Origin of the sequence: Photorhabdus thracensis, from assembly GCF_001010285.1 — a bacterium.
Classification (GTDB): domain Bacteria; phylum Pseudomonadota; class Gammaproteobacteria; order Enterobacterales; family Enterobacteriaceae; genus Photorhabdus; species Photorhabdus temperata.
Genome location: NZ_CP011104.1, coordinates 2447709 through 2465532, shown reverse-complemented (window position 1 = coordinate 2465532; position 17824 = coordinate 2447709). Strand labels below are relative to the sequence as shown.

Below are 17824 nucleotides of genomic sequence, written 5' to 3'. Positions count from 1 at the left end.
CAGACCGGTAAAATCACCGGTTCCCTTTCTGTGACTCGTCTCCCCACGGCCTACAGCACATCATTACCTTTACGCAGAGGTTCTGAGGGCTTTGATACTCATCAGGATTATCTGATTAAAGGCCATTTGCCCAGTAACGCCTTAGCCAGTATTTACGGCCCCAGTGGTTCTTATAAATCTTTTTTGGCGGTGTCCTGGGCATATCATATCGCCACGGGTAAAGCATGGGCAGGTAAACGCGTCAATCGGGGAGCGGTGGTTTATGTGGTCGGTGAAGGTGGTCTGGGAGTTCCGCGTCGTATCCGGGCATGGGAAAGCAGCCTGAACGATAACAGCCCGATAGATGCCCTTTACCGTATAGACTGCCCGGTGTTTCCTGCTAGTCAGGAAAGTGCTGAGCAAGTGATTTGTGCAGCGAAAGATGTCGAACAGGAAACCGGATTGCCTGTCCGTCTGATTGTACTGGACACCCTCGCCCACTGTTTTGGCGGCTCGGACGAAAACACCGCTAAAGATATGGGCGCATTTATTCAGGGTTGCGACTATATCAAAGCCAAAACAAACGCCACCGTGCTTGTTGTGCACCATTCCGGCAAAGACCAAGATAAAGGCGCAAGAGGCTCCAGCGCCTTTCGGGCAGCACTGGATGCGGAGTTTAATATCCGCCGTGAAAATGATAAAGAAGCGCTGATATTAAGCTGTACCAAAATGAAAGATGCTGATGAACCGCCACAAGTCGCTTATGACTTGTATCCGGTCAGCATTTGTATTGATGAAGACGGCGAAGAGATTACCTCTCTGGTGTTGTCAGATCAGCCCAGACAACCGCAGGATGCCGCAGCTGGTGATATGGCACTGGCCCATGTCCGGCGTCTGTCAGGCAATCATCTGGCACTATGGGAATCTATTCGTAACCGAACAGCCCAAAGCGATTCCTGCACAAAATCACAGGTGCGGGATGACTTACGAGCGAAAGGCATTGATGTATCAAAGAAATTCAGCCGCTGGCTGGACAAACTGGAAAATGATGGATTATTGACCGTGTTGGGTGAAGATATCCGCATTAATCAACGCCACTCTAATATGGGGGAATAAATGGTAAATGTGGGGGATATTGTCAAAAATCCAGCAATGCTCCCCACTTACCACTTATTAAGCTCACCTAAATGGGGGAAGCACGTGAAACCCTTATTCTGTCTGGCTTTAAGCGATTTTAATAATATCAATGTGGGGGCAATAAAAATCCATATATCGTGGGGGACAAAATGGGGGAAGAGTAGGTATTTTCCTTCTGTCGGTATAGAGCTATTTAATTCATTCATAATGTATGCTTAACACCATCCCATTTATTAACGTCCAATAGAGTACTCACATTATTTTATAATTAGAAAATCATCTTCTCTTTATTTAAAGAAAAATAAAATGGGTAATCAGTGGGGGAGTTTTATTTAAATGGGGGAAGTAATAAAATAATGGTGTTTTTTAAATAAGATTTCATAATTGTGCTACACCCATTTTTTGTCTTCCTGGCTTTTGCTGTGATGAAAACGATGCCAAAAAGGCATCAACATAATTCAGTAACTGCCACATAAATTGACAACAATGATTTCGCGTTATTGTCTCATGGAGCGATTGCCATAACCGTTCTATTTTATTTAGCCACGGTGAATAGACCGGTAAAAACAACAGGGTAAATTTTGGATGTCGTGCCAGCCAGTCCTTTACCTTCTGACTTTTATGAATACAGTAGTTATCTAAGATTAATGTGAGGGTTTCCGCATGGGGATATTGATGATTCAGTTCATCTAACATTTTGATAAATAAATCAGAATTCTTTTTTATTCCTTTAACATAGGTGATTTGCTCTGTTTGGGCATTAAGGCAGCCCGCAAGGTAATGTTTTTCGTTTTTTCCCGGGGTGATAACCCGTTTTTGTTGTCCTTTGAAGCACCAGTCCGCGCCGATTTTCGGGTTTAAATCAATATCCACCTCATCTTCATAAAAAACGGGATGTTTTTCTGAAATGTTCGCTTTGGCTTCCGCGATCTTTGCCATTTTCTCATCGTATTCGGGATCAGGTTGTTTCACTGTGGGTGCCGCTCTACGCCAGACAATCCCCACCTGAGCAAAGTAACGATAAAGGACATTTTGCGTCAGAGAGAGGTTGAGTAATTCATTGAGGGTATGAGTCATGAGTTCAAGGCTTCAGCGAGAGCGGAGATAGCCTAACTTTTGGGGGGATTGCTGTAATAAGAAAAGTAAGAGGTTATAGAGTGGGGAGAGATCCCAGACAACAGGTCGGCCAACGGGTAAACTTTCGAGTCCTTCCAGCCCATATAATGTAAACCACTGAACCCAACGATTGACGGAAGAGCGTGCGGCATGAAGGGTCTTGGCGACATAAGTCACTGTCAATCCTTCATTGAGCATCAATAACGCCGTTAATCGACGGGAATAGTTCTTATCACGGGTTTTATGGATAAGTTTTCTCATTTTCTGGCATTCATCTTGAGGTATAGGTGCTATGATAGGCATCACTCAGTCCGTGTTGGGGTTTGGGATTTTTCGCAATTGATCAGATCGCAAAAATCGGACTGAGTTCCCTCCAAGTGATCTATTATTTTGAAAAGTTATTTAACTTTAACTATTTACAGATAGAGTCCATGAAAGGATAATTATTTTATGTCACCACTCAGGGAAATATAAAATATGATTCAACAGGATTGGCATCCAGCCGATATTATTGCCGGACTGAAAAAGAAAGGAATAACATTAGCCGCTTTATCAAGGAGCGTTGGACTGGCTTCATCCACACTAGCAAATGCACTGACACGCCACTGGCCTAAAGGAGAAAGAATTATTTCTGATGCGTTAGGAGTTCCGCCTGAAATTATCTGGCCTTCCCGTTATGAAAATAACGGCATTAAAATATCCATACCAGAGAGACTTTATAATTCTTAAAAAAACATTATTAACTCAAGACATCTATTGCCCACTATTCAAAGTGGGCTTTCTTACACAGTGAATTAATGTGTTTTTATATGACTATTTACTATTTTTCTTTGAGAAAACGTAAGGAGCAATAAATTCTTTTTTACATTGATCCAAATAATCCGCCCACCATTGTATCATTAATCGCCGTTCCTCCAAATGTTCAGATGTATGGATATAAGCAGCTCGGACACCATTACGCTCTGTGTGGCTCATTTGTCTTTCAACTGCATCTTTTGACCATAGCCCTGATTCAACTAAAGCGCTACAAGCCATCGCTCTGAAACCATGCCCGCATACTTCCGTTTTTGTATCATATCCCATCACTCGTAATGCATTATTTACCGTATTTTCACTCATAACTTTATTAGGATCATGGTCGCCGGGAAAAAGCCGTTCATTGTCCCCACTAAGCTCTTTAAGTTGCTGTAAGATATCTATTGCCTGATTACTCAACGGCACAATATGGGCTGATTTCATTTTCATGCCACGGTAAGAATAACGAACTCCTTCGATTGGATTTCGTTGACCAGGTATCTCCCACACTGAACTATTAAAGTCAATTTCATCCCATCGTGCAAAACGTAACTCACTAGAATGCACAAAAGTGAGTAAAGTCAGTACCACCGCTAAACGTGTAATTTTCCTGCCACGGTAATGACTTATACGTTCCAATAATTCAGGAAAGCAATTGGATGGCAATGCAGGATAATGTTTAGTTTTAGGCATGGTCAGCGCCCCGGCCATATCTATAGCCGGATTACTGTCGATAATGTCATTTTGTACAGCATAGCGCATGATAGCAGTTACCCGCTGTTGGAGCCGTTGAGCTACATCATGCTTTCCTGCATCATCCACCATTCGGATAGGTACTAATAGATGGCTAGTCTTTAACTGACGGATATCAATTTTACCAATATGAGGAAAGATGTATTGTTCAAGGCTGCGCAGTACACGCGCCCGGTTATAGTCACCCCACCGCTTATTACTGGAGTGCCATTTCCTAGCAATAGTTTCAAAATTGAATTCGCCTGATGCCTCAGCTTGTGTCTTTTTCTGTGTTGCTTTGGGATCTATACCACTAGCTATCAGTTTTTTAGCCTCATCACGTTTAGCTCTGGCATCAGCAAGAGAAATTACCGGGTAAACCCCAAATGCTAACCTGTCTTCTTTTTTATCAGTAGGTCGGCGGTATTTCATACGCCAGTATTTTGAACCTCTCGGAGTAATTTCCAGATACAACCCGCCACCATCAGCGAGTTTATAGGCTTTATCTTTTGGCTTTGCTGCCTCTATTTGCCTGGCATTGAGTTTCATGTTGGGGGCACATTATTAATCGAATCGGAAGATGCCCCCAATTATGCCCCCACAGATATGTGGATTGCAACGGACGATAATAGACCTTGATAGACTATTTTATTTGATTTATAAGGAGTTTTCTTGGATAAGTGGACTTTGGTGAACTGCTATGAACATAGTCATGGTGCCGAAGGCCGGACTCGAACCGGCACACCCGAAGGCGGTTGATTTTGAATCAACTGCGTCTACCGATTTCGCCACTTCGGCACTGAAGTAGTATGCGGAGAACGGGGCCATTATACCTGTCAGTGATCTGTTAGCAATAATTATCCTACTGATTCAGTTTAAGTGTCGAAAAAAAGATCATTTTCATCTATTCAATACAAATTAACGCTCAATTCTTAAACACAAAAGGCCCGCATGAGTATAAAACATACTCAGCAATATCCTTTCAGTCTGAAATAAATCTCCAACTAAGCACCAGTTCACAACCGGATAAACACCCTAAAACAGTTTTATATCACCATAGTTGGCTGAAACACCTGACGCCGATAGACAACTTATAATCACCTTATATAATCTGGATGATAATTCACTATGAGGTAAATGGTTATGACGATTATTAGCTGGATTGGGGCCGGTATCTTTTTGGGCATTATCATTGGCGCGTTGATGATGCTGTTTAAAAAGAATAAGTAACCGTATTTCGATATCTCTATCCTGTCCATGAGTTCACTGGAAGTATGCCAATTGGTTAATTCAAAATGAATAAACAGTTTTTTAAGATCTTCCCTGTTTCTGCCATGGTGTTGGCTCTCGCAGCTTGTTCTTCTTCCGATAAAACCTATTCGCCAAAGTTTCTGCAACCGAAGAAACAACCATTGAAATGGGAGGTGTTTGAAGGAAACGCGAGAACTAAAAAGCTAGCTTCGCAATTGGTTGATCAGTACGCGCAGGATATTTTCAATGGCAGCAATGCCCAAGGCATGGCAATGGTGGTGATTGATAATAATCAGGCGGTTTACCGCAGCTTCGGTGAAACCCGTCCGGGAAACGGCATCCGTCCTAAGCCTGATTCAGTTATCCGCATCGCCTCGCTGACTAAGCTGATGACCAGTGAGATTATGATCAAGCTGGAAGAGGATAAGGTTCTGCGTTCCACCGACCCATTGCAGGATTACAGCTATTATGGCGTGAGAGTGCCTCAATACAGCCCTCTTCAGCCTATCCGGTTGTTCCACCTGGCAAGCCATACCAGTGGTTTACCTCGTGAACAGCCGGGAGGTCAATGGGGACGCCCTGTTTTTGTCTGGCCTACACAAGCCAATCGCTGGACTTGGTTGAAAACAGCTCAATTAGATGTATCTCCAGGTACAACGGTATCCTATTCCAATCTGGCTTACGATTTATTAGCGGATGCGCTCGCTAAGGCCGCAGGTAAGCCATATACCCGCCTGTTGCACGATAAGATCACCGGCCCTTATTACATGAAAGACACGACACTGACACCAAGCCGCTCTCAGTGCGCCCGTCTGATGGAAAGTGATAAATCCAGCCCATGCCTTAATACTGTTGCAGCTGCGGGTAGTGGTGGAATTTATTCAACGCCAAGAGATATGCAGCGCTGGATGCAGCAGTTTTTGTCATCAAACAGTCAGTTACGTAAGCAGACCGCCAGCCGCGAGCAGGGAGTTTATTTTAAGCGTTCCGCTCTGGCTTCAATTAAAGGGATGGATGTTGCCGGTCAGGCAGATGGCATCGGCCTTGGCTGGGTTTACATGAACGCCCGTGGTGATGTACCGGGCATTTATCAGAAAACCGGTGGCGGCGGTGGGTTCAATACGTATATGGCAATGATCCCCGAGCAAAATATCGGAGTATTTGTGGTGATTACCCGAAAGCAACGCAGTAAGTTCAGCAGTGTAACGACCGGGGTTAATCAACTGGTAACTGCATTGTCGAGGAATCACAAACAAGTTTGAATCCGAGTTTTATAAATCGAGATACCTAGGATGGAGTTTCCCGCTTAGTTCTCCATCCCTGCGGCTTCTCTAATATCTGGTTCCTATCACCCGCACCACGATTGCTAAAAGTTACTGTCTCTTAAGCAGTAAATAAACACTCACAATAAGGAACAGAAAACTTGGTAGCAGCGCTGCCAGAACTGCCGGCATACTGTAAACCAGACTCAGCGGGCCAAAGATCTCGTTGAGGACATAAAATAAGAAGCCAAAACTGATCCCCGTTACTATCTTAACACCCATCGGTACGGTACGCAGCGGTCCGAAGATGAAAGAGAGCGCCATCAACATCATTACCGCAACTGAAAGTGGGGCAAATATCTTTTTCCACATATTCAATTGATAACGCCCTGATTCCTGCTCACTCTGTTTGAGATACTTGATGTACTGATACAAGCCACTGATGGAAAGCGCGTCAGGATCGAGCGCGACAACACCCAATTTTTGTGGTGTCAGCCGGGTTTTCCAGTCACCAGAGATACTCTGTGATCCCGTGATTTTTTTGCTGTCTGTCAGGTCAGATTCTTCCACTTGGGAAAGCTTCCACAAGTCACTATCTTCATCATAAACAGCACTGGCAGCATATCTTACAGAGAGTAGTTTTTTATCATCATCAAAATGATAGATATTGACGCCTTTAATCTCTGTATCACTCGTTAACTGCTGGATGTAGATAAAATCAGCCCCGTCTTTCGCCCACATGCCTTTGGTTGTTGAAACCAAAGAACCACCAAATATCTTCTGAGCCCGGTAGTTACGTGCCATCTGTTCACCTTGTGGCGCAACCCATTCACCAATAACCATAGTCAGGATCACCAGCGGAATTGCCGTTTTCATGACTGAGCCAGCAACCTGCATACGGGTAAAACCAGAAGCCTGCATAACCACCAGCTCGCTGCGGGTTGCCAGCGTGCCAAGCCCCAGTAAAGCCCCAAGTAAAGCTGCCATCGGGAAGAATATTTGAATATCTTTCGGCACACTCAGCAAAGCATAAAGACCAGCGGAAAGAGTGGTATATTCCCCCCGCCCCACTCTTCTCAACTCGTCAACAAACTTAATAATGCCGGAGAGTGATACCAGCATAAATAGTGTCATCAGAATGGTTTGTAGAATAGTCCGCCCAATATAACGATCCAATACACCAAACATCAGGCTACTCCTCTACCTTTGAAACGAGCCCGAATCCTACGCATCGGTACGGTATCCCAAGTATTGAGAATCAGCGCCAGCATCAGATAAGCCCCGTTAACCGTCCACATCCAGATCATCGGATCCAATTTGCCCTTGCTACCGTTAGAACGCAGGGAGCTTTGCAGTAAGAAGAAGATCAGGTAAAGCAGCATTGCAGGCAACATGCTGAGTACCCGGCCCTGGCGTGGGTTCACCGCACTTAACGGCACAACCATCATCGTCATAATCAATACCGAGAGCACCAAGGTCAAGCGCCAATGGAACTCAGCGCGGGAATCTTTATCATCATTTTGCCATAACTGAGTCATGGACTTTTGTTCAATTTTATCACCATCTACAGTCGAAGCCTGATGCCCAACAACTGCCTGATAATCATTGAATTCGGTAATTCTGAAATCCCGCAGCATTGCAGTACCTTCGTAACGGGTACCGTGGTTAAGGACAACCATCTGTTTACCATCAGGCCGTTCCACCATATGACCGCCATCCGAGATCACAACTGAAGGGCGCTGGTTATCAACCGGACGAAGCTGGGCAAGAAATACATTTTCGAATTTGTCGCCGTGCACGTTACCAATATAGAGCACCAAATTGCCGTTATTAGAAGGTTTGAATCTTCCTTCCATTATCGCCGCCAAGCTTGGGTTAGCCTTGGCGTCAGCCAGCACATGCTCCTGATATACTGAGGACCACGGCATTGCCCAAATAACATTCACCGCAGCCAGCGCGGAAGTCAACAACGCCAAGATAAGTGCCGAAACCACCAACACGCGTTTGCCCAAGCCACACGCATGCATAACAGTAATTTCACTTTCAATATAGAGTTTGCTGAACGTCATCAACACCCCAAGAAAAAGGCTCAGGGGTAAAATAAGCTGCGCCATTTCAGGCACACCCAGCCCTAACAAGGATAAAACCAAATTTGCCGGGACGTTTCCTTCCACTGCTGCACCCAGAATTTCTACTAATTTTTGACAGAAAAAGATCAGTAAAAGGATAAAGAGTATCGCAACTTGGCTTTTCAGGGTTTCCCGTACCAGATATCTAATGATGATCACGCTTATTACGCCTGTGAAAACTTGTCTTTTTGCAGGAAAATGGCTAACTTCATTGTATATCTACTATTTATTATATGCATCAGTTTGGCTTCCCTATTGCTAAAATGTTCTCGAAGCATTTCATATTTATTTAGGTTCCCAATCAGAACATACTTAAATAGTTAGCTAAACAATTATTAAGTAGTACGTTTAGCTTAACATAAAGAGTGAACTTTCTATGGGGTAGATTAATGCGGAACGCTATATTTTAACGATAGCGTCCGTCTTTGTCTTTAAGATTCAGGAGAACGCATGGAATTTAGTGTAAAAAGCGGTAGCCCGGAGAAACAACGCAGTGCGTGTATCATTGTCGGCGTTTTCGAACCCCGCCGCCTTTCCCCTATTGCCGAACAGCTCGATAAAATAAGTGATGGTTATATCAGCGCTTTGCTGCGCCGTGGTGAACTGGAAGGAAAAGTTGGTCAATCTCTGCTGCTGCATCATGTTCCCAATGTGTTATCTGAACGTATTTTGCTCATCGGCTGCGGTAAAGAGCGCGAACTGGATGAACGTCAGTATAAACAGATTGTCCATAAAACGATCAACACCCTTAATGAAACAGGTTCAATGGAAGCGGTCTGCTTCTTAACAGAGTTGCATGTTAAAGGCCGCAATAATTACTGGAAAGTACGCCAGGCGGTAGAAACAGCCAAAGAGTCTCTCTACGTTTTCGACCAGCTTAAAAGTAATAAAAATGAGTTACGTCGCCCACTGCGTAAAATGGTCTTCAATGTTCCGACTCGCCGGGAACTGACTAGCGGTGAACGTGCAATTCAACACGGCCTTGCTATTGCTGCCGGTATCAAAGCGGCCAAAGATCTTGGCAATATGCCACCAAATATCTGTAACGCAGCTTACCTAGCCTCTCAGGCACGCCAACTCGCAGATTCTGCCAATAGCCACATTACAACCAAAGTCATTGGTGAAGAGCAGATGAAAGAGCTGGGAATGAACGCCTATCTGGCTGTTGGTCAGGGTTCTCAGAATGAATCTCTAATGTCAGTCATGGAATATAAAGGCAGTCGGGATAAAAATGCCAAACCCATTATCCTGGTTGGCAAGGGCCTGACTTTTGACTCCGGTGGTATTTCAATCAAACCTGCGGGCGGCATGGATGAGATGAAATACGATATGTGTGGTGCCGCAACAGTTTATGGCGTTATGCGTGTGGTTGCTGAGTTGCAACTACCACTCAATGTTATCGGTGTCATGGCAGGTTGTGAGAATATGCCTGGGGGCCGTGCTTACCGCCCAGGAGATATTTTAACCACCCTATCTGGTCAGACTGTCGAAGTGCTCAATACTGATGCGGAAGGCCGGCTGGTTCTGTGTGATGCATTAACTTACGTTGAACGTTTTGATCCGGAACTGGTCATTGATATCGCCACGCTGACTGGTGCTTGCATCACTGCTCTCGGTAATCATTACAGTGGATTACTATCCAACCATAATCCACTGGCTCATGAGCTGCTAAATGCTTCTGAACAATCAGGTGATCGCGCATGGCGCCTGCCAATGACCGATGAGTTTTTTGAGCAAATCGATTCTAATTTCGCCGATCTGGCAAATACCGGTGGCAGTGGGGGTGGTGCAATTACCGCGGCCTGCTTCCTGTCCCGCTTCGCCACAAAATATCATTGGGCACATCTAGATATCGCCGGTACTGCATGGCGTTCAGGTAAAGCGAAAGGCGCAACAGGCCGCCCGGTTGCATTACTGTCGCAATTCCTGTTAAATCGTGCAGGCAATGCTGGTATCAATAACGACGATTGATTTGATCTCCCCCGCTTATTAAAGGGCATTTACAATGCCCTTTTTTCGTAACAGAGACATTAATGAAAAGTGCCACGTTTTATTTACTGGAACAGCCATCACCTCAAGAGGATTTGCAGGCTCACGAATGGCTGGCATGTCAACTTGCTGCTGACCAATGGCGAGCAGGAAAGCGGGTGCTGATTGCTTGTAAAGATCAACAACAGGCAGAAAAGTTAGATGAAGCTTTATGGCAACGGGAACCTCATCAGTTCGTCCCGCATAACCTCGCGGGTGAAGGGCCAAGATATGGCGCTCCGGTTGAGTTATGTTGGCCACAAAAACGGGGAAATGCCCCCCGTGATATCCTGATAAATCTGCTGCCGCACTTTGCAGACTTTGCCACCGCTTTCCATGAAGTGATAGACTTCGTTCCTATAGATGAAAATTTGAAACAGTTGGCGCGTGAACGATATAAAACATATCGCAGCGTCGGCTTTAATTTGACCATGGCAACGCCGCCAACATACTAAGTATCAAGATAAAATGGAAAAAACACCCGCTAACCAAACGCAATCCGAGCCATCTCTCGATAAAACTTACAATCCTAAAGAAATTGAGCAGCCTCTTTATACCCATTGGGAGAAAAGTGGTTATTTCAAACCTAATGGTGACACCAGCCGCGAAAGCTTCTGCATTGTTATCCCGCCACCAAATGTAACTGGCAGTCTGCATATGGGCCATGCGTTCCAGCAAACCATTATGGATACGATGATCCGTTATCAGCGGATGCAGGGTAAAAACACCTTGTGGCAATCTGGTACTGACCATGCCGGTATTGCTACTCAAATGGTAGTTGAACGTAAGATCGCAGCAGAAGAAGGCAAAACCCGTCACGATTATGGCCGCGATGCTTTTATCGATAAAATCTGGCAGTGGAAAGCAGAGTCCGGCGGCACGATTACCAATCAGATGCGCCGTCTGGGTAACTCTGTTGACTGGGAGCGTGAACGTTTTACCATGGATGAAGGTCTGTCCAACGCCGTAAAAGAAGCTTTTGTCCGTTTATATAAAGAAAACCTGATTTACCGGGGCAAACGTCTGGTTAACTGGGACCCGAAACTGCACACTGCAATTTCTGATCTGGAAGTTGAAAACCGGGAAGTTAAAGGTTCTATGTGGCATCTGCGTTATCCGCTGGCTGACGGCGTAACAACCGCAGAAGGTAAAAATTATCTGATCGTTGCAACTACCCGGCCTGAAACTATGCTGGGCGATACCGGCGTAGCCGTTAACCCGGAAGATCCGCGTTATAAGGATTTAATCGGCAAAGAGATCATTCTGCCATTGGTTAACCGCCGCATTCCTATTGTCGGTGATGAACACGCGGATATGGAAAAAGGCACCGGTTGCGTGAAAATCACACCAGCCCATGACTTCAATGACTATGAAGTGGGTAAACGCCATGCTCTGCCAATGATCAATATCATGACACTTGATGGCAATATCCGTAATGAAGCAGAAGTTTTCGATACCAATGGCGAAATTTCTGATGCTTACCGTTCTGATATTCCGGCTGAATACCAGGGCGTGGAGCGTTTTGCCGCCCGTAAAGCGATGGTTGCTGAGTTTGAAAAACTGGGTCTGTTGGTCGAAATCAAAGCTCATGATCTGACCGTTCCTTATGGCGATCGTGGCGGTGTGGTTATTGAGCCAATGCTGACTGATCAGTGGTATGTCCGTACAGCGCCACTGGCGAAAGTGGCTATTGAAGCCGTTGAAAATGGCGATATCCAGTTCGTACCTAAGCAGTATGAAAATATGTATTACTCCTGGATGCGCGACATTCAAGACTGGTGTATCTCCCGTCAATTGTGGTGGGGCCACCGTATCCCGGCGTGGTATGACGCTGAAGGTAATGTCTATGTAGGCCGCAACGAAGAAGAAGTACGTCGTGAAAATAATCTGGGTACAGATGTCGCCCTAAACCAGGATGAAGATGTCCTGGATACTTGGTTCTCTTCCGGTCTGTGGACTTTTTCTACTCTTGGCTGGCCAGAACAAACTGAAGCACTGAAGACTTTCCATCCAACGGACGTGTTGGTGAGTGGCTTTGATATCATCTTCTTCTGGATTGCCCGTATGATCATGATGACCATGCATTTCATCAAAGATGAAAATGGCAAACCTCAGGTTCCATTTAAGACCGTCTACATGACTGGCCTTATCCGGGATGACGAAGGCCAGAAGATGTCCAAATCCAAAGGAAATGTCATTGACCCGCTGGATATGGTTGACGGTATTTCCCTGGAAGACCTGCTGGAAAAACGTACCGGTAATATGATGCAGCCACAACTGGCTGAAAAAATCCGTAAGCGCACAGAGAAGCAATTCCCGACGGGTATTGAATCTCACGGTACCGATGCCTTGCGCTTTACACTGGCGGCATTGGCTTCTACAGGCCGTGATATCAACTGGGATATGAAACGTCTGCAAGGTTATCGTAACTTCTGTAACAAACTGTGGAACGCCAGCCGTTTTGTTCTGATGAATACGGAAGGTCAGGATTGCGGCCAAAATGGCGGCAAAATGGTGCTGTCACTGGCTGATCGCTGGATCCTGGCTGAATTTAACCAGACAGTAAAAACCTATCGTGAAGCACTGGATACCTATCGTTTTGATATGGCTGCCAATATTCTTTATGAATTCACCTGGAATCAGTTCTGTGACTGGTATCTGGAGCTGTCTAAACCAGCGATCAACAAAGGTTCAGAAGCAGAAGTTCGTGGTGCCCGTCATACATTGATTGAAGTTCTGGAAGGGTTATTGCGCCTGGCTCATCCTATTATTCCATTTATCACCGAAACCATTTGGCAGCGGGTGAAAGTGGTTAAGGGGATTGAAGCAGATACCATTATGTTGCAACCGTTCCCAGAATTTGATCAGACGAAAGCGGATGAATTGGCCCTGACCGATCTGGAATGGATTAAAGAAGCGATTATTGCAGTACGTAATATCCGTGCTGAAATGAACATCGCGCCAGGCAAACCACTGGAAGTTCTGCTGCGTAATGCTGATGCTGGCGCGCAACGTCGTGTAGCAGAAAATCTGAATTTTATTCAGGCAATGGGCCGCCTCTCTTCTGTCACTATTCTGTCTGCTGGTGAAGAAGCTCCGGTTTCTGTGACCAAGCTGATTAATGGCGCAGAGGTGTTAATCCCAATGGCGGGCTTAGTCGATAAACAAGCCGAGTTGAGCCGTTTGGATAAAGAGATTGAGAAGCTGGATAAAGAGATTGGCAGCATTGAAGGTAAACTGTTGAATGAAGGCTTTGTCAGCCGGGCGCCCGAAGCCGTTGTTACTAAAGAGCGTGAACGCCTGGCAACCTGTAATGCATCAAAAGAGAAGCTGTTAGCTCAGAAGGAAACCATTGCTGCGCTGTAATATTCTCAACAAGTAAATTTTCATCAAAGCCACTGCAATTCGTTGTCAGTGGCTTTTTAATTCAAAACGTAAACGATAAAATTTATAAAAAAGTGTAAATCCAGGTCATTCTATAAATAACTTTTCAAAATAATAGATCACTTGGAGGGAACTCAGTCCGATTTTTGCGATCTGATCAATTGCGAAAAATCCCAAACCCCAACACGGACTGAGTGATGCCTATCATAGCACCTATACCTCAAGATGAATGCCAGAAAATGAGAAAACTTATCCATAAAACCCGTGATAAGAACTATTCCCGTCGATTAACGGCGTTATTGATGCTCAATGAAGGATTGACAGTGACTTATGTCGCCAAGACCCTTCATGCCGCACGCTCTTCCGTCAATCGTTGGGTTCAGTGGTTTACATTATATGGGCTGGAAGGACTCGAAAGTTTACCCGTTGGCCGACCTGTTGTCTGGGATCTCTCCCCACTCTATAACCTCTTACTTTTCTTATTACAGCAATCCCCCCAAAAGTTAGGCTATCTCCGCTCTCGCTGGAGCCTTGAACTCATGACTCATACCCTCAATGAATTACTCAACCTCTCTCTGACGCAAAATGTCCTTTATCGTTACTTTGCTCAGGTGGGGATTGTCTGGCGTAGAGCGGCACCCACAGTGAAACAACCTGATCCCGAATACGATGAGAAAATGGCAAAGATCGCGGAAGCCAAAGCGAACATTTCAGAAAAACATCCCGTTTTTTATGAAGATGAGGTGGATATTGATTTAAACCCGAAAATCGGCGCGGACTGGTGCTTCAAAGGACAACAAAAACGGGTTATCACCCCGGGAAAAAACGAAAAACATTACCTTGCGGGCTGCCTTAATGCCCAAACAGAGCAAATCACCTATGTTAAAGGAATAAAAAAGAATTCTGATTTATTTATCAAAATGTTAGATGAACTGAATCATCAATATCCCCATGCGGAAACCCTCACATTAATCTTAGATAACTACTGTATTCATAAAAGTCAGAAGGTAAAGGACTGGCTGGCACGACATCCAAAATTTACCCTGTTGTTTTTACCGGTCTATTTACCGGGGCTAAATAAAATAGAACGGTTATGGCAATCGCTCCATGAGACAATAACGCGAAATCATTGTTGTCAATTTATGTGGCAGTTACTGAATTATGTTGATGCCTTTTTGGCATCGTTTTCATCACAGCAAAAGCCAGGAAGACAAAAAATGGGTGTAGCACAATTATGAAATCTTATTTATAAACATCATCAAATATATTGAAAATAATAACATCTATTTCATTAATAATTACACATATAATAAATATTTATTTTATTAATTTTTCACATTTATATATCTGAAATTACAATATGATATAATTTTATTTTATATATAAATCATTAAATTTCTCATATTATATCTGGAATAAAATCACACAAATAAATATATTATTACCAGTAAAACATCAAATTATAATTTAATAACTCTAATAATCTGGAGAAATAAAATGAAAATAATTTTTACCCTGTTATTGGCAAGTACTGTTCAATTTGGTCTTGTACATTCTGCTAATGCAGAATCAACGCTTGATAAGATTCAATCCACCGGCATATTCAGAATTGCAACTGAAGGGGCTTACCCTCCCTTTACCTATCGCGACGCGTCAGGTTCTTTGACTGGTTTTGATGTCGATATCGGTCGTGAAATTGCCCATCGGTTAAATGTCAAACCGACATTTATTGAAGGAAAATGGGATGGTCTTATTGCCGGGCTGGATGCCGGACGTTCCGACGCTGTTATTAATCAAATTGCAATTACCCCTGAACGCCAGAAAAAATATGATTTTTCTATTCCATATATCACATCTCAAGCCGTACTTATCACCAATAAAAATAACAACAGCATAAAAACATTCAGTGACTTGAAAGGCAAAACCTCAGCACATACTCTGACCAACAACTTCGCTCAGATAGCGAGAAATAATGGTGCGGAAATCATCGGCACGAATGGATTTAGCCAGGAAATCGAACTGGTCAGTACCGGTAGAGCCGATGCCACTATCAACGATAGCCTCTCTTATCTGGACTATAAGAAGCACAAGCCAAATGCACCGGTGAAAATTGTTGCGTCTGATCCAAACGCAGGGCAGACAGCAATTTTACTCCGCCAAGGCGAATCAGAACTAAAAACGGCTATTGATAAAGCAATCGTTGATATCAAAGCCGATGGCACCTATCAGCGCATCTGGGCTCAATACTTTGGCGACAATACTCCCAAATAAGTGAAGCATACCTTACTCAAATACACCAGTTCCCTCAACGTTGGATACAAATTCTGACCAGGGAACTTTATCGTTAATCCAGTTGAATTGAAGAATCAGGAAATATTTTCATCAAACATGAAATAGATTGATTTATACAAATTCTTTGATATATCTAAAATGACAATATGATATAACTTTATTTTATATATATAAACTCCCAGCTTGCCATATGATATTTAAAACAATCTCATAAAAATAAATATATTTTTATATTACACAATAGGGAAAGTATATGGAGCCATCCTGGTTTAATTTAGTACTCGATTCTTTTTGGCCTATGCTTTATGCAGGCTTTACTTTCACTATTCCGCTGACGCTTATTACCTTTACTCTTGGTATCATACTTGGGTTTATCGTTGCACTAATCCGGCTTTACGGGCCAAAACCACTTATTGCTGTCGTCAAATTCTACGTATGGCTGATCCGTGGTACACCGTTACTTGTACAACTGTTTCTAATTTTTTATGCCTTACCCAGCGTCGGTATTACGCTGGGCGCATTTACCTCAGCCGTTATTGGTTTCACTCTGAATATTGGCGCCTATACATCTGAGGTGATTCGCGCCACTTTATTGTCTGTGCCAAAAGGACAATGGGAAGCGGCTTATTCTATTGGTATGAGCTGGACACAATCATTACGCCGGATCATTCTGCCTCAAGCTGCGAGAATCGCTATTCCGCCACTCTCAAACACATTTATTTCTCTGGTGAAAGATACTTCATTAGCCTCAGTCATTACCGTACCGGAGCTTTTCCTTGCTGCACAACGTATTGCTGCGGTGACTTATCAACCCCTCATTCTTTATACCGAGGCTGCAATACTTTATCTGATAATCAGTTCAGTATTGTCATCATTGCAAACTCGTCTGGAAAAGAAGTTTTCACAACAGAGTGATACAAAGGAATTAAAAGATGATTCAGCTCTCCGGCATTGAAAAAAGTTTTGACGGACAAAAAGTCCTGAAAAATATCGATCTTACCATTGAGGAAGGCAGTCTTACCGCCCTGATTGGCCCATCAGGAAGTGGCAAAAGCACGCTGTTACGCTGCATCAATTTATTAGAAATTCCCCAGGCCGGGAAACTCCAAATCGGCAGTGAAAGCATGACCTTCATCGGTAAAGAGCGCATTGCCCATAAGGATATACAACGGATCCGCCAGCAAACCGGCATGGTGTTTCAAAATTTTCAGCTTTTCCCTCATCTGACGGTGATTGAAAACATTATGGAAGGGCTTATTTGGGTACAGAAATGGTCGCCTGAAAAGGCTAAAAAGCGGGTGCTTGAGCTACTGGAAAAGGTTGGTATGTCACACAAAGCCGATGTCTTGCCTGCCACACTATCCGGTGGTCAGCAACAGCGTGTAGCAATTGCCAGGGCGCTGGCACCTTCCCCCAAAGTGTTATTGTGTGATGAACCAACTTCCGCGCTTGATCCGGAATTATCGCTGGAAGTGGTTGCTGTATTGAAACAGTTGGCTAAAGAAGGAACGACGATGTTGATGGCAACACACGATCTGCGTCTGGCAGCTAATCTTGCCTACAACGTCATATTTTTAGAATCTGGCGAAATTGTTGAATCGGGGACGTCGAAAACGATCTTTACCCGTGCCCTCAAGCAGCGGACAGTTGAATTTGTTTCAACTTTAACGAATACCTTACCGGATTGGGAGATATAACCCACCGTTAAAAATACCTTGC

General features: G+C 44.1%; 13 protein-coding genes, 1 tRNA gene and 1 pseudogene. 10 read left to right on the top strand and 5 right to left on the bottom strand.

All coding sequences use genetic code 11. The features are described from left to right. The first annotated feature begins 12 nt into the window (after positions 1-12). A complete protein-coding gene (locus VY86_RS25830) occupies positions 13-1095 on the top strand; it encodes a helicase RepA family protein (RefSeq protein ID WP_238591669.1) in 1083 nt (360 codons plus the stop codon). Between the two features lie 399 nt (positions 1096-1494). Here the strand turns inward: VY86_RS25830 and VY86_RS10665 are convergent. Further along, a pseudogene (locus tag VY86_RS10665) lies at positions 1495-2535 on the bottom strand (IS630-like element ISPlu16 family transposase). A 174-nt stretch (positions 2536-2709) separates the two neighbouring features. On the opposite strand from VY86_RS10665, the gene VY86_RS10660 reads away from it, so the two are divergent. Continuing rightward, a complete protein-coding gene (locus VY86_RS10660; protein ID WP_046974925.1) occupies positions 2710-2961 on the top strand; it encodes a helix-turn-helix domain-containing protein in 252 nt (83 codons plus the stop codon). A gap of 84 nt (positions 2962-3045) precedes the next feature. Here the strand turns inward: VY86_RS10660 and VY86_RS10655 are convergent, their stop codons facing one another. Further along, complete coding sequence (locus VY86_RS10655) at positions 3046-4308, bottom strand: tyrosine-type recombinase/integrase (RefSeq protein ID WP_046974924.1); 1263 nt, start codon at positions 4306-4308, stop codon at positions 3046-3048. 164 nt (positions 4309-4472) lie between these two features. Further along, positions 4473-4557 (bottom strand) — tRNA-Leu (locus tag VY86_RS10650). Between the two features lie 497 nt (positions 4558-5054). Between VY86_RS10650 and ampH the strand changes: the two genes are divergently transcribed. Further along, positions 5055-6272 carry a D-alanyl-D-alanine-carboxypeptidase/endopeptidase AmpH gene (gene ampH / locus VY86_RS10645; RefSeq protein ID WP_046974923.1) on the top strand — a complete coding sequence of 406 codons (1218 nt, stop codon included), beginning with the start codon at positions 5055-5057 and terminating at the stop codon, positions 6270-6272. A gap of 111 nt (positions 6273-6383) precedes the next feature. Here ampH and lptG read toward each other — a convergent pair whose 3' ends face one another. Both lptG and lptF read right to left on the bottom strand, forming a co-directional pair. Further along, the gene (lptG, locus tag VY86_RS10640; protein WP_046974922.1) at positions 6384-7460 is read right to left on the bottom strand and encodes an LPS export ABC transporter permease LptG; all 1077 of its coding nucleotides are present in this window, start codon (positions 7458-7460) and stop codon (positions 6384-6386) included. Next, on the bottom strand, positions 7460-8560 hold the full coding sequence (lptF, locus tag VY86_RS10635; protein WP_046974921.1) for an LPS export ABC transporter permease LptF: 1101 nt from the start codon (positions 8558-8560) through the stop codon (positions 7460-7462). Before lptF ends, lptG begins: the two co-directional genes overlap by 1 nt. A gap of 291 nt (positions 8561-8851) precedes the next feature. On the opposite strand from lptF, the gene pepA reads away from it, so the two are divergent. From pepA to VY86_RS10600, 7 genes are all read left to right on the top strand, one after another. After that, complete coding sequence (pepA, locus tag VY86_RS10630; protein WP_046974920.1) at positions 8852-10372, top strand: leucyl aminopeptidase; 1521 nt, start codon at positions 8852-8854, stop codon at positions 10370-10372. 62 nt (positions 10373-10434) lie between these two features. Further along, entirely contained in the window at positions 10435-10884 is a 450-nt protein-coding gene (locus VY86_RS10625) for a DNA polymerase III subunit chi (RefSeq protein ID WP_046974919.1), read from the top strand. Between the two features lie 13 nt (positions 10885-10897). Next, positions 10898-13795 (top strand): valine--tRNA ligase, encoded by a 2898-nt coding sequence (locus VY86_RS10620; RefSeq protein WP_046974918.1) that lies wholly within the window; start codon positions 10898-10900, stop codon positions 13793-13795. Positions 13796-14010: 215 nt separating this feature from the next. Next, positions 14011-15051, top strand: coding sequence for an IS630-like element ISPlu16 family transposase (locus VY86_RS10615; RefSeq protein ID WP_046974917.1), 1041 nt, complete (start codon positions 14011-14013; stop codon positions 15049-15051). A 259-nt stretch (positions 15052-15310) separates the two neighbouring features. Then, the gene (locus VY86_RS10610) at positions 15311-16084 is read left to right on the top strand and encodes an amino acid ABC transporter substrate-binding protein (RefSeq protein WP_046974916.1); all 774 of its coding nucleotides are present in this window, start codon (positions 15311-15313) and stop codon (positions 16082-16084) included. Positions 16085-16358: 274 nt separating this feature from the next. Continuing rightward, positions 16359-17060 (top strand): amino acid ABC transporter permease, encoded by a 702-nt coding sequence (locus tag VY86_RS10605; RefSeq protein ID WP_046974915.1) that lies wholly within the window; start codon positions 16359-16361, stop codon positions 17058-17060. Beyond that, complete coding sequence (locus VY86_RS10600; RefSeq protein ID WP_046974914.1) at positions 17038-17802, top strand: amino acid ABC transporter ATP-binding protein; 765 nt, start codon at positions 17038-17040, stop codon at positions 17800-17802. The genes VY86_RS10605 and VY86_RS10600 overlap by 23 nt, the downstream gene beginning before the upstream one ends. The last annotated feature ends 22 nt before the right edge of the window (positions 17803-17824 follow it).